Raw genomic sequence first — 13452 nt, forward strand, 5'->3', positions numbered from 1 at the left:
CCTTGTTTTACGAAGGGGAATTGACTCGAACGGCGGCGGGAGAAATAACTTGCGATCGCGGCGTAAATTCTGCATTGGTCGGCACGGTTGCTGAAAAGATCAAAAAAGCTCCCATTAACGCCATAATCGCATTTTCCGTGAAACTCACTACCCCTAAAGGTGCTTTTGAGTTACCGCCGATACAAGCACAATTCAAGTCTTTTTTATCGAGGTAAACTGCCTTAAACACAGAAATAGAACCGCTGATTCCAACGAGTAACGAACCGATACCCGTCGCTAAGGGAAAAACACCGGAAAGAAACCCTAAACCTATAGCTAATTCAGCAAAAGGATAAACTTTACTGTAAGGTTTGACGCGCTGCGAGATTAAATCGTACTTTTGGAAACTTTCCGTAAATGACTCTAAATCCATCAACTTCAAAGAGGCAAGCATGGAAAGCGAAATTCCCATAAAACCCGTCATTCCCGCTGACAAGGCAACCGCCATCAATCCTGCTGTTGAAAAAAGGGCAATAACCGGCGTGTAGGAGGTTTCTTCCATCTTTTCAGTGACCTGTAAGCGTTCCGCTAAATCTTGATAACCTCCAATTCGTTCCTCCCCGAAGAAAATTTGGGGGGTTGTGGTGACGTGATGTTTGGCTTTGAAAGCATCGACTTCTTCGCGAGAAGTCAATGTTACATCCTCGAAAGCGATGTCCCTCTCGGAAAGCAAGTTTACAGCTTTCCTTCCCCAAGGACACTCGCTCTCACCAATTGCCATGCGATATACTTTTACATCTGCTATTTTAGGTTTTTCTATATTGACTGCTGTCATCTCAAGACCTCCTGCAACCTGTCTCTTTATTTTTACTGTAAAGTCTCCTGTCGGCTGGAGAGTCAAGGGAATTTACCGATTTTTGAATTAAGAATTGTAAAGAATCCTTAATTGGAGAAAGTCTCAATTACTTATTCGCGCCCCAGTGCGATCGCGTCGCGCTTTTCCAACGCATTTATAATGCTCTAATTCCCTGCGGTTTATTTATTTTCGATATTGCCGAACCCGGACAAATAAACTCAGAGGAACCCGTGCGGGGATTTACCGAAGGTGAAGATTGGATTGTTTTAGTCGAAAAACAAGAAGATCGCAATTCTCAAATTCTGACTCGCCGCATCATTACGTTTCGCAAGATTGGAGATTCCTATCGAAGAGATGAAGAAATCCATCGCCAGCAACTTTACCGAGCCACGGAATTAGCCGCAGAACTCACTCGAATTGGGTTTCAAGTCAAGACTACTCGAGGGAGTTCTCAGTACCCGCTTCCTGGGGCAAGAGCCGCCTTAATTGCCCGCAAGTCATAGTATTGAACTTTCTCTACATTAATTAACTCGGCTCTATCCACTATTCATTATTAATTACTCATTATTAATTATTCAATACATTACTGTTGCTTGAGTCGTTGTTCTGCCAGGGCCATTTTTCGACGTTCTTCCCAAACTTTCCCCAAGGTCATGGGGCTGCAAACTAGCAATGCCGTAATAAAAACAATGACAAACTTAGCGCCTAACTCTGAAGCGGCTTGTTGAGTGAATCGAACGTGCGTCACGTAGGAAGCGTAGTAATTCAGGAGAATTGCTCCCGTCCAGAAGACTCGTACCATCCAGTTGACGACGCTGGAATCGTTAGATTTGCCAAAATCGTCGTCGTAGTTTTGCCAGACTCTACTGGTATAAAAGTTGAGGACGCATATTAAGGCCGAGCCTATTAATCCCGTTCCGAAGGCTACCCAATTTTCTGTTTGCAGGATAGTGACAATCCCAACATAAGTAGTTACGAAGGCCCAGAATGTTCCTAAAACCAAAACAAACGCAAGTGACCTGTTTAGCATTGAGTACCTCGAAATTTCAGGCTGGAGTAGAAGCTGCGGGGCGCAAAATTCTGAATTAGAATTGACGATTGATTCATGACCCGTTGCACACCTTGCTTTTTAAGAAGAAAAAAGACTCTTCCTTCAAAGCTTAGATAACATTGTCAATTGTCTATTGTCAATTGTCCATTAGCCGTTGTATATTGTCGAACGAACTGAGCTTCCCTAAATGTCTGCTTTGAGTCGGGCAACGGGCAACGAGCGGCGTTCTGTTGGATTGGGGTAAGAGGTTCAATCGATCTGCTTTCTAGCATATAGCAATCTCGCTCTTTCGGGAAATGCTAGGTCAGGTCGAACGAATACTTGACAATGGCGTATGGAAACGCTGCTTTTAGGATTCGAGCGATCGCACGGACTGTCTTTCCCACCAAGATTTCATTTTACCGGGATTCATTAAACCATAAGGATCGACTTGTTCTTTAAATTGGAGTTGTAGGGAATCGAGGGTTTGACGGCCGGTTGATTCGAGATGATAGGTGTGGGGGTTAGCAATCGCCGCCCCCCGCGCTTCGTGGTAGGCGATAATTTCGTTGAGGCGCTCTTCGTTGGTGAAGCGCACGAGTTGCAATCCCCCCGGTACGGTTTTTCCGTCCGCGCGCGAAAACTCGAGGTGCATCATGACTTCGTTGCCAAAGTGTTGGTATAGTTCCTCGACGAGATCGAGGTTAAAAAACATGGTTTGTAAGTAGGTCAGGTTGGGGTCGATGCTGCGCGCGTGCAGGGTAGTATGATTCCAGGTAAACTCTGCTAAACTGACTCCTTTGCTGGCTTCTAGAGCAGTTTTGCTGTAAGTTATTTCCCCGCCGTACTCGCGTACTAAGTCTTGAAAGGATTCTAAACTGGATTCTGCAACCATTAATAAGGCGCAATGTTTGCCTTTGGGTAGGTAATCTTTCAGGGCGGGAAAGTAGGATGGAATCGGAGCGGCACAGATGCAAATCAGTTTTTTGATTAAGCCGTCGGCATTGCCCAAGGCTTGCCCGAAGCGAGCAGCGCTCATAAAGTCATCAAAGATAACGATGAGTTCTGCCCAGGGGTAGGCGGGGGCGAGGGGGAGTTCTAACTCCGTAATAATACCGTTTGTCCCGTAGGCATGGTTGATTTTTTGGATTTCATCGCCGCGCAATTCGAGGATTTTCGGTTCGTCTTCGAGGGTGACAACGCGGGCGGCGAGAACGTTACCGCGATCGGCGAGCATTCCGTAGGTTATCGAGCCGATGCCGCCGCTACCGCCGCCGATGAAGCCGCCAAGGGTCGCAGTCCGGTAAGTTGAGGGATACATCCGCAATTCCCATCCCTGCTGGCGCGCTTGTTTGTCAAAGACGGCCATTTTTACACCCGCTTCAACGCGCGCGATGCCATCTCTTATCCAACGAATCGCGTTCATTTGCGTCGTATCGAGGATGATGCCGCTTTTTAAGGGAATACACTGACCGTAATTTCCGGTTCCAGCGCCGCGAATAGTGAGGGAAACTCGGTGTTTGACGCAGGCTCGTGCGATTTGCAGGACTTGGTTTTCGTCGGTGGGGCGAACGACGCAGTTACCGCGTTTGTCGGCGAGTTGCTGTTGGAGGATGGGGCTAAAGTGGTAGTAGTCGAGGGAAAGTTTGGCGACGCGATCGCGATCGGTAATCGTTTCAATGCCGTCGAGTTCGGCGATCGCGTCTTTCCAATTAGTGAGTTGGCGGCTCGGGCTCATTTTTATATACTCTACGTCAGAACGAAGCAACAGGGGCGATGCCATCGATCGCTGTCGAACTGGACAACTTTTTCCCCTGTGCTAATATTAGTCAATTTGCAAACCTCACTGTCTCAAGTTTCACTCACTGTGTTCAAGCAAATCCTCGGTAAAACCGCTCTCTGCTTTCTCTCTAGCTTATTGTTCGTTGAAGGAATCGCGCTCCGTCCGGCTTCGGCAAACCTCAATCCATCAGTTTTAATCGCGCAACAAGCAAGCAACGATCGCCAACAAGTCAATCAACTTTTGCGACGGGGACGGGAATTAGTCGATGCGGGAGATTATGCCACCGCGATCGCAACTTATCAGCAAGCTGCGGCTTTAGACCGGAGTAATGCAAAGATTTATTCAGGGATTGGTTTTTTGCAAGCGCAACAACGAAACTATCGCGATGCGGTTCAATCTTATCGCCAAGCGATCGCGCTCGATCCGAATAATGCCGATTTTTACTACGCACTCGGTTACGCTTTCGCTCAGTTAGGCGACAATCAAAATGCGGGTTCTGCTTACCAACGCGCCGTTCAACTCAAGCCCGATAATCTCAACAATCAATTGGGACTCGGTACGATTTTGTTGCGTCAAGGTCGCTACGCAGAAGCGATTAAAGTTTACCAACAAGTGATTGCTAAAAACCCGCAATACAGCCAAGTTTATGCGCTGATGGGGAATGCGTTGATCGAACAAGGTCAGTATCAAGATGCGATCTCGATGTTGCAACCTGCCGCTCAACAAGCTCCTAACGATCCCAAAATTCTCGAGCAACTCGCGATCGCACAAATTAAAACCGGCAATACCCAAGCCGGATTGGCAACTTTAGAACGGGTGGTTCGCCTCAATCCCCATAGTGCGAATGCCTATTTAAATATGGGTCGAATTTTGCAGCAGCAAGGACAATCGGATGCTGCGAAACGAGCTTACCAACAAGCTGCTATCATCGAACCGAATTCTTTAGAGGTTCAGCAAGCTGTCGGTAATGTATTGCTCGAAGAAAAGGATTATTTAATGGCGATTGTTGCCTTTCGTCGCGCGACGGAAATCGACCCCAATAATGCGATCGCTTTCCATAAGTTAGGATTGGCTTTTCTGGGGCGCGAGCGACGCGCAGACGCGATCGAGGCGCTCGAAAAAGCCAGCGAACTTTATCAGACCCAAAAGAACACCCAAGCCCTCAAGGAAGTTGAAGATTTGCTTGAAGACCTTAAGTAATGGAAGCTAAGAGAAATGTCTTTAAAGTAAGGAGGACTCGAGCCAATTAGTCGAACCCCAATTGATAGCCCGCAGAACCTTTGATTAAAAGTAAAGTCTATGGCTTGAGAAGTCTTACTGATTTTCGCGGAAGAATTCTCAAGCATTAGTCCTTTTCTTCTAAGTTTGTATCAATCTCCTCCAAGAACCACAATCAGCGATCGAAAAAGAGAAGATCTAATGCTAAGAAAGATTCTAAAAGGGATTCTACCGAGACCTCTCCTAGCCAGTCTGAAGAACTACAAAATATTAAGTTTTGACTTCGGACAGTTCGGAACGATGGGGGCTTTTAATAGCGTAGACAGAATGAAAAATCCCATTCCTTGGTATACTTACCCCGCGATCGAATATCTCAAGCAATTAGACTTCTCTAATAAAATTATTTTTGAATACGGTTCGGGAAACTCAACGCGCTTTTGGGCAGAACGTTGTAAGACTCTTGTCTCTGTCGAACATGATAAAGTCTGGTACGACAAAATTAAACCCACCCTCCCTGATAATGTTGAATACTACCTCTTTGAGGAGACTCAAGACTACATTAAATCGATCGCAAAATACCCGGATAATTTTTTTGATGTTGTGACGATTGATGGCATCCATCGTTCGCATTGTGCTGCCGAAGCGATAGTTAAGTTACGGGATGATGGTTTTGCAATTCTCGATAATTCAGATTGGAACGAGAAAGCCTCGCAATTGTTTCGAGAGGCAGATATGATTGAAGTCGATATGTCCGGATTTGGTGCTATCAATAGTTATACTTGGATGACATCATTTTATTTTAGGAGAAACGTCAATCTAACCCTAGCTCACGAGCGACAACCCGTTCACGGCATCGGTAGCGTTAAGATTAGAGAACCGTTCTGATAAACTGACCCAAAATTCTTTAAGTTTGCATGAGTTCGATTGAAACCTGAATTTTGAGCCTCAGTTAGCTCAACGGTTGAAGACTAAAAAAAGTTTCCGAAACTTTCGTTCCTACTTCATTGAGCGATCGCTGCATTCCGTCGAGAAACTCGTGCAAACCGCCCTCAATAATATCGTCAATCGTAATATAGCCAAGTTGAGCGCATAACCGTCCGAGCGCCCGTTCGGCGGGATTGCACCAAGTTCCGGGCGGCGTACCCGTAATTTGGTGAAGCGAATACTCCACCTGTCCCAGACAAAAATGAATCGAGCGCGGAAAATCGCGATCGAGAATTAAAAATTCAGCCACTCCCGAGGGTGTAATTCGGTGCTGCTGTTTGCGATACATCTCATAAGCACTCGCCGATTTCAACAGCGCCATCCACTGAATTTGATCGAGGGGCGTTCCCACCCAAGCAGCAGAGGGCAGCAGTACAAAGTATTTCACATCGATGATGCGCGTCGTCTTATCCGCCCGCTCCAAATGTCGCCCCAAACGTCCAAAATGCCAGCCTTCATTGTGCGTCATTGTCGCATCCATAATCCCCGAAAAGCGATGGCTGGCTAACTTAATACCATTGAAAAATTCCGGCGACAAATTAATCGCTTCTTGCTTTGCCGCCTCCTCAACCATGTGATAAAAGGAGTTGACTTCTTCCCACATTTCTGAGGAAATCGCTTCTCGGATCGATCGCGCGTTTTCCCGAGCGAAGCGCAACACCGAAAGGATCGAATTAGAATAATCGCTATCAAACGTTAGGAATTGAATCGCATTTTCTGCGGTTGCTTTGCCGTAACGCTGCTTAAAGAGGGCAGAATCGCCAGTAGTAATAATTAAAGGTTTCCACTGCTGTTGCAACGCGGCAGGTAAATCTAGCATTAAATTGAGGTTAACATCGATGAAACGCGCGATATTATCCGCTCGTTCAATATAGCGATTTAACCAATAAATAGAATCAGCAACTCGACTCAAAAGCATAACAGTTAATTGTTGGTGAAACGTATGACCTTTAACATATCACCCGACTTCTAAAATGTTTGCTGTTAACTTTTCAGCCCTTTTGGTGAGGAAAGTGTTGTCAAAGTCCCGCTAAACTGAAGAGGCTCCACTACCAACACTCAGTTCAATGCCTCGTTGGTTCAATATTGCCGGACCGTGCAAACCTGAAAAGCACTATATGCTTCCCCCCACCAGTCGCTTACCCGACTTGGAAACCCTCATCGAACAGGAAAGTTATTTTGTCGTCCACGCACCGCGACAAACGGGAAAAACCACTGCTATGCTAGCGCTAGCCCAACAATTAACCGAAAGTGGCAACTCTGTAGCGGTGGTCGTTTCGGTAGAAGTAGGAAGTGCCTTTAACCCCAACCTCAGTGACGCAGAATTGGCAATTCTAGGGGCTTGGCAAAATTTAATTTCAGTCCGTTTACCCCAAGAATTGCAACCGAAAACTTGGGTTTACGAGCAACCCGCCGGACAAAGAATTCAAGCCAACTTAAAAGCTTGGGCGCAGGATTTATCCAAACCTTTGGTTTTATTTATCGATGAAATTGATTCCCTACAAGACCAAACGCTCATTTCAATCTTGCGACAATTACGCGATGGTTATTCGATTCGTCCCAATCACTTTCCGGCTTCGGTGGGGTTAATCGGTTTACGAGATGTGCGGGATTACAAAGTGGCATCGGGAGGGAGCGAGCGATTAAATACAGCGAGTCCCTTTAATATTAAAGTCAGTTCGATTACGCTGAGAAACTTTAATGCTTCTGAAGTAGCCGAACTTTACCAACAACATACTCGAGAGACGGGACAGGGGTTTAGCCCAGAAGCCACAGAAACCGCGTTCGATTTAACGCAAGGACAACCGTGGTTGGTAAATGCTTTAGCAAAAGAAGTGGTCGAAAAGCTGGTGAAAGACCGAAGCATTGAGATTACCAAGTTCCATATTTTAGAAGCCAAGGAAATCTTAATTGCCCGTCAAGATACCCATTTAGATAGTCTAGCCGAACGTTTGCGAGAACGGAGAGTTAAAGCGATTATCGAACCGATCTTATCCGGACAAGCCTTGGGGGATACTTCCAACGATGACCGTCAGTATTTAATCGATTTGGGATTATTGCGACGGAACCCGGCGGGAGGATTAATGATTGCCAATCCGATTTACCGCGAGGTGATTCCCCGGGTTTTAGTCCAAGGAACACAGGATAGTTTACCGCTGATTAGTCCGAGTTGGTTAACAAGGGAAGGAGAGTTAGATAAAGATGCTTTGTTAGCCGCGTTTATTAAGTTTTGGCGACAGCATGGGGAACCGTTGTTGGGGACGACAAGCTACCATTAAATTGCCCCTCACATTGTCTTGATGGCTTTCTTGCATCGCGTGGTGAATGGCGGTGGAACTTTGGAGCGGGAATATGCGATCGGTTCTGACCGAATGGATTTATGCTTGCGTTATGGCAGCGCGATCTTAGGAATCGAACTGAAAGTCTGGCGGCAGAAGAAACGCGACCCGCAAGCCGAAGGAATCGAGCAGTTGGAATCGTATTTGGCGCGGTTGGGATTGGATGAAGGGTGGTTATTTGTGTTCGACCGGCGCGAGAATGCACTACCGATTGAGGAGAGGTTATCGACGCAAATTGTTAAGACCGAACAAGGGCGAGATATTACTGTTATTCGGGCTTGAATAAGATGAGAGTCGGATTTTTTTTCAGAGCGATGGAGTGAACATTAGGATGTTTTCGCTAGAAGCAAAACTGAGTACGATCCAACAAAAGATTATGGATGTTTGGTTTCGTACTTTAACCTACGCATCGACCTGAAGGGTAAGGTTGCTAGTTGAGTAGAGCGAATTGGTTATTCGCCCTACTATTCTTTGGATTTGAACGGGAAACGGCAATGCTCGCTTGACGATCGATAACGATTCGCTGTTAGCTATTTCGCAGCCATCGATAGCATCAAGTCGAGCAGGCGCATCGAATAGCCCCACTCGTTGTCGTACCAAGAAACGACTTTAAAGAAGTTCGAGTTTAATTCAATTCCCGCGCCAGCATCGAAAATGCTTGAATGAGAATCGCCGATAAAATCGGAGGAAACGACATCATCTTCGGTATAGCCTAAAATCCCTTTGAGTTCGCCTTCGGATGCTGCTTTCATCGCCGCACAAATTTCTTTGTAGCTGGTGGCTTTCTCGGTTTTAAAGGTTAAATCGACCACAGAAACGTCGGGTGTGGGAACGCGAAGCGCCATCCCGGTCAGTTTTCCTTTCAGTTCGGGGAGAACTAAGGTAACGGCTTTGGCTGCGCCGGTGGCGGCGGGGATGATGTTTTGGGCGGCACCGCGTCCGCCGCGAAAGTCTTTTTTACTGGGGCCGTCTACGGTGGGCTGAGTGGCAGTCATGGCGTGGACGGTGGTCATTAAGCCTTCGACTAAGCCGAAGTTTTCGTGGATGACTTTGGCGACGGGGGCGAGGCAGTTGGTGGTGCAACTGGCGTTGGAGACGACAACATCTTTTTCAGGGTCGTAGCTGTCGTGATTTACGCCCATGAGGAGGGTTTTGACGCGATCGGGATCTTTGGTGGGGGCGGAGATAACGACGCGCTTTGCGCCTCCCTTGAGGTGTTTGGATGCGCCTTCGTAGTCGGTAAACAGTCCGGTAGATTCGACGACGTATTCAACGCCTTTGTCGCCCCAGGGGAGTTCTTCGGGGTTGCGGACAGAAACGCAGGGAATAAATTTATCGTTGACGACGATGCCATCGTCTTTGGCTTCTACGGTTCCGTCAAAGCGTCCGTGGGTGGAGTCGTATTTGAGGAGGTAGGCGAGATTGCTGGGGGGAACGAGGTCGTTAATGCAGAGGACTTCCGTATCGGGATTGGCGATCGCGCCGCGAAACATCAGCCGTCCGATTCGACCAAAGCCATTAATGCCAATTTTAACAGTTCCCATAATTTTCAGATTCCTTATGCGAGGGTCGCAACTTATCGAGGTTTACGGTTCCTCAAAAGCTTAAGGCGATCCCCTCGAACCGGGGCGCGGTTTTATGGAATCTTAAGCGTTGCTGGCGGTTATTGCATCGCGTTGCAACGAAGAGTGCGAGCGCACTCTTTCTTTTGCCTCTGTTGGGGGAAACGCGGTCAACTCGATTTAACTTTTCGTGGCTCGGCTTTGGGCATAATCAAGATTTTTTTGATATTCGCCGATGCGATCGCGCGCGACTTCATATTTAGGATTATTGTCGGGGACGGCTTGCATAAACGAGATTGCTTTCTGCCAGCGTTCGGCGACGGTTTGCCATTCTTCGGTCGATCGCGCGCTTTGGGTGAGTGTCGCCGCACTCATGGCGTTGTTAACGGCTTCGTGGAATGCGTCGGCGGACTGCGTTAAGCGAGCGCTGGCGTAGTCGAGATTTTTCTGATATTCGCCAGCTTTCTCGCGGGCGATCGCAAAATTATCGAGATTTTTCGGAACGCGCTGCATTAAGGCGATCGCGGTTTGCCAATCGCTCACCACAAGCTGCCATTCCGATTGCGATTGCGCCGTTTGCGTTAAGACTGCTGCTTTCGTGGCGTGATTGACGGCTTCGCGGAATGCTTCTTCGTTCTTAACATTGGGGACGGGAGCGGCACCGGGAATGAAAGCGGTACTCGGACGGGTGGTTAAGCGCGCGATCGCTTCAATCGTCACCACGCCCACACCAAACGCCATCAAACCCAGCATCGCCATCGGCAGCAAGCGTCCGCCATTACGAGCGCCCGACGATTTGGCCGGTAGCGCCCGCGCGGGTTGCGAGGATGCCTCCAAGCTGCGATCTTCAGTCCCTTCGGGCAATGCAACCGCTAGTTCCTCGGAGTTGCTTGCATCTTCAAAAGCAATGGGAGGAATTTCAGCGGTTGCTTGGAAGTTCACAGCACCGGATTGTCGAGCGCGCGCGATTTTTTCTTGCAACCAAGCCTCGAATAATTCATCCAAGAGGCGCTGGCGCATTTTTTCGTCAAACTGAGCGGGAATGTAGCGTTCCAAACGCACGATCGTCAGCCATTTATCGATGCGCAGCGGCGGCGAGATTTGCCCCGGCTGGCTGACTTTTAAAACTTGAGCGAGTTTGGGATGAAGGTTGTTGAGTTCGATGGGGCCGACTAATCCGTTGGTGTGAGCTTCTGGACCTTGGGAATATTGGCTGGCGAGGCGAGCGAAGGAGGCTTCTCCTTCTTGGAGGCGGAAATAGATCTCTTGAATGATTTCTACGTCTTCGCTTTGGATCAGGGAGAATAAGACGCGATCGAGTTGTTCGCGGCAGTTGTAGAAAGTCGTTTCGACGCGATCGCCCCAAGTTTCTTCTTTAAAGCGTTCGAGTTTGAGTTGCCGGGGCGCAATCGCTTGCACCTTTTGAGGGGAGATGCCGTAATTTTCTGGTTTTTGGGCGATTTTTTCGCAATAACGCTGAAGTTCTTCTGCGCTCGGCTCGATCGGGACAATCGCTTGCTCGATATAAAATTCGCGTAAGAGTTGAGGCAGAAGTTGGGAAGATTTTAATAGGGAAACAAATTGTTCGGCAGCAATTTGCTGGTTTCCGACTTGGAGGATCGCACTCATTTCACACCTCAAAGAACGCACAACGATCGACAGGTTAGCTCAGTTTTACTTTATCCTAACTTCCCACCTTTGGAGTGTCGGAGTTTTCAGGATTTAACATTTCAGCACCCTCTCTTTGCCCTCATCTATAGTAAACGAGTTGGAGGGCTTAGCGATCGCGCAGCGCTCAATTTCGAGCGATTATTGCCGACGGGCGAGTTGTTGTTTGGCTAGCTCCCCGAGGATGTGTAGGGCGCGCTCGATCTCGTCGCTCCAAGGCAAACCGCCGTTTAAACGCAGGCAGTTGCTATAGCTGCCCGACGGGGAGAAAATCGCGCCCGGAGCGATGCTGATCCGGTGTGGCAAGGCTTCCTGGTACAGGAGCATGGAATCGAATTCCGGGGGAAGTTCCAGCCACAAAACGTGGCCGCCCTCCGGACGAGTGATGCGGGTTTGGGCGGGAAAGTGTTCGCAAACGGCTTGGCGCAGGCGGGCGATCTGGGATTGGTAGGCATGGCGCAGGCGGCGCAGGTGGCGATCGCAACCGCCGTTGGCGAAGAAGGCAGCGACGGCAAGTTGGGGCGCGATCGCCGTCATCACGTTCGTGACTATTTTTAACTGTTCGACTCGCGTTTGGTAGCGTCCGGGAACCGACCAACCGACGCGCAATCCCGGCGATAGGGTTTTACTGACGGAGGAACAGTAGAGGACGCGCCCTTCGGTATCGAAGGCTTTAATGGCTTTTGGGCGCGTGCCTTTAAAGTATAAATCGCCATAAACATCATCTTCTATTAAGGGAATATCGTAGCGATTCAGTAATTCTACGAGTTGCTTTTTTTTTGCGTCGCTCATGCAACTGCCGAGGGGGTTGCTGAAGTTGGAAACTAAGGCACAAGCAGCGATTTGTTTGCGGGCGAGGGCGGTTTCGAGGCGATCGAGGCAAATTCCATCGCGCGGATGGGTGGGCAGTTCTAAGGCGTTGAGGTAGAGCGGTTCAAAAACGTCCATTAATCCGTAATAACTCGGAGATTCAATCGCGATCGTGTCGCCCGGTTTGGTAACGGCTTTCAGGGAAAGGTACATCGATTCCGTAGTGCCGTTGGTGATGACGATTTCTTCCGGTGCGAGGGAGCAACCCGCATCCATTAAGCGTTTGGCGACTTCGCGGCGCAGCACCTCGCTTCCGGGCGGCGCGTCGTATCCGTGGACGGTTTCGGGTTGCGATCGCATTACTTGTCCCATTAAGCGGTTGAGAGCGGCGATCGGGAATAGTTCTGGCGAGGGAACCGCAGCCCCCAATTGCACGATGTCGGGTTCGTGCATCAGTTTGCGGATGCGGAAAGCGAGGGAGGTATCGACGGGATAGACCTGTTTGGGGGGATTTGAAGGGGCGGGTTCGTTGGGAATGGCGGTAGCGTTGGCTTTGACGTAGTATCCCGACTGCGGGCGCGCGCCGATCTCACCGCGATCTTCGAGCAAGCGGTAGGCTTCAAGTACCGTAGAAATACTGACTGAGAGTTGATGGTGCAGTTTCCGAACGGAGGGCAAGCGATCGCCCGGTTGCAGCGTTCCTTCTAAGATCAGCGCCTCGATTCTTTCTGCGACTTGCTCGTAGAGATTTTTACTGTCTGTTTTTTCTGGAAGTTTGACGTTCATTTTCTTTCAACCCTTACAGTTGTCGCACAAAAAAAGCATAACAGTTACACTATTTTTAACTGTACCCATAACAATTTAGCCCAACTGCCTCTAGTTTTCTATCCGTTGCTACAAGAAAATTAAAGTATCGAGTCGGGCAAATTTATGTTTATTAATCGTTCGTCCTCATCTGAATTTATTAACCCTCCTGCCAAGACGCGATCGCAAATCGTTGCGTTCAATCGCGTACCCAGCGCGGAAGAGAAGGAACTCAATTTTGGCGATCGCGAGACGAAAAATTTTTGGGTAGGATTACTGAACGCGATCGGCGATTGGTTAACGAGTGGCGATCGACCTTATAGCAATTTTCACGTGAGTGAGGTACAGTCAAAGAGAAGGTTAGAAATGCCATTATGAAAGCCTATTCGACGGAGTTTCGTCAAAAAATCCTGGAGACT

General features: G+C 48.4%; 13 protein-coding genes. 6 read left to right on the forward strand and 7 right to left on the reverse strand.

What is annotated here, in order from left to right; all coding sequences use genetic code 11:
• Positions 1 to 7: 7 nt before the first annotated feature.
• Positions 8 to 814 (reverse strand): glutaredoxin, encoded by an 807-nt coding sequence (locus H6G50_RS09300; protein ID WP_190715449.1) that lies wholly within the window; start codon positions 812 to 814, stop codon positions 8 to 10.
• A 251-nt stretch (positions 815 to 1065) separates the two neighbouring features.
• On the opposite strand from H6G50_RS09300, the gene H6G50_RS09305 reads away from it, so the two are divergent.
• Positions 1066 to 1338 (forward strand): hypothetical protein, encoded by a 273-nt coding sequence (locus H6G50_RS09305; RefSeq protein ID WP_190715451.1) that lies wholly within the window; start codon positions 1066 to 1068, stop codon positions 1336 to 1338.
• Positions 1339 to 1418: 80 nt separating this feature from the next.
• Here H6G50_RS09305 and H6G50_RS09310 read toward each other — a convergent pair whose 3' ends face one another.
• Together H6G50_RS09310 and H6G50_RS09315 are read right to left on the reverse strand one after the other, a co-directional pair.
• Entirely contained in the window at positions 1419 to 1865 is a 447-nt protein-coding gene (locus tag H6G50_RS09310; RefSeq protein WP_190715453.1) for a hypothetical protein, read from the reverse strand.
• A gap of 370 nt (positions 1866 to 2235) precedes the next feature.
• The gene (locus H6G50_RS09315) at positions 2236 to 3603 is read right to left on the reverse strand and encodes an FAD-binding oxidoreductase (protein WP_190715455.1); all 1368 of its coding nucleotides are present in this window, start codon (positions 3601 to 3603) and stop codon (positions 2236 to 2238) included.
• A 129-nt stretch (positions 3604 to 3732) separates the two neighbouring features.
• On the opposite strand from H6G50_RS09315, the gene H6G50_RS09320 reads away from it, so the two are divergent.
• Both H6G50_RS09320 and H6G50_RS09325 read left to right on the forward strand, forming a co-directional pair.
• Complete coding sequence (locus H6G50_RS09320; protein WP_190715457.1) at positions 3733 to 4848, forward strand: tetratricopeptide repeat protein; 1116 nt, start codon at positions 3733 to 3735, stop codon at positions 4846 to 4848.
• Positions 4849 to 5067: 219 nt separating this feature from the next.
• Entirely contained in the window at positions 5068 to 5751 is a 684-nt protein-coding gene (locus H6G50_RS09325; protein ID WP_190715459.1) for an SAM-dependent methyltransferase, read from the forward strand.
• Between the two features lie 64 nt (positions 5752 to 5815).
• On the opposite strand, the gene H6G50_RS09330 is transcribed toward H6G50_RS09325, so the two are convergent.
• Complete coding sequence (locus H6G50_RS09330) at positions 5816 to 6769, reverse strand: alpha-E domain-containing protein (RefSeq protein WP_190715461.1); 954 nt, start codon at positions 6767 to 6769, stop codon at positions 5816 to 5818.
• A 148-nt stretch (positions 6770 to 6917) separates the two neighbouring features.
• Between H6G50_RS09330 and H6G50_RS09335 the strand changes: the two genes are divergently transcribed.
• Positions 6918 to 8129: an ATP-binding protein gene (locus H6G50_RS09335; RefSeq protein ID WP_242032765.1), complete on the forward strand. Its 1212-nt coding sequence runs from the start codon at positions 6918 to 6920 to the stop codon at positions 8127 to 8129.
• Positions 8130 to 8150: 21 nt separating this feature from the next.
• A complete protein-coding gene (locus H6G50_RS24080; RefSeq protein WP_242032766.1) occupies positions 8151 to 8471 on the forward strand; it encodes a hypothetical protein in 321 nt (106 codons plus the stop codon).
• Positions 8472 to 8719: 248 nt separating this feature from the next.
• Here the strand turns inward: H6G50_RS24080 and gap are convergent, their stop codons facing one another.
• The 3 genes from gap to H6G50_RS09350 all read right to left on the reverse strand — a co-directional run bounded on the left by gap (position 8720) and on the right by H6G50_RS09350 (position 13015).
• The gene (gene gap / locus H6G50_RS09340) at positions 8720 to 9733 is read right to left on the reverse strand and encodes a type I glyceraldehyde-3-phosphate dehydrogenase (protein WP_190715462.1); all 1014 of its coding nucleotides are present in this window, start codon (positions 9731 to 9733) and stop codon (positions 8720 to 8722) included.
• A 198-nt stretch (positions 9734 to 9931) separates the two neighbouring features.
• Positions 9932 to 11380, reverse strand: coding sequence for a peptidylprolyl isomerase (locus tag H6G50_RS09345; RefSeq protein WP_190715463.1), 1449 nt, complete (start codon positions 11378 to 11380; stop codon positions 9932 to 9934).
• A gap of 180 nt (positions 11381 to 11560) precedes the next feature.
• Positions 11561 to 13015, reverse strand: a complete 1455-nt coding sequence (locus H6G50_RS09350; RefSeq protein WP_190715464.1) for a PLP-dependent aminotransferase family protein — start codon at positions 13013 to 13015, stop codon at positions 11561 to 11563.
• 144 nt (positions 13016 to 13159) lie between these two features.
• On the opposite strand from H6G50_RS09350, the gene H6G50_RS09355 reads away from it, so the two are divergent.
• Entirely contained in the window at positions 13160 to 13411 is a 252-nt protein-coding gene (locus H6G50_RS09355) for a hypothetical protein (protein WP_190715466.1), read from the forward strand.
• Positions 13412 to 13452 lie beyond the last annotated feature (41 nt).

It is taken from the genome of Oscillatoria sp. FACHB-1406, assembly GCF_014698145.1.
Classification (GTDB): Bacteria; Cyanobacteriota; Cyanobacteriia; order Cyanobacteriales; family Spirulinaceae; genus FACHB-1406.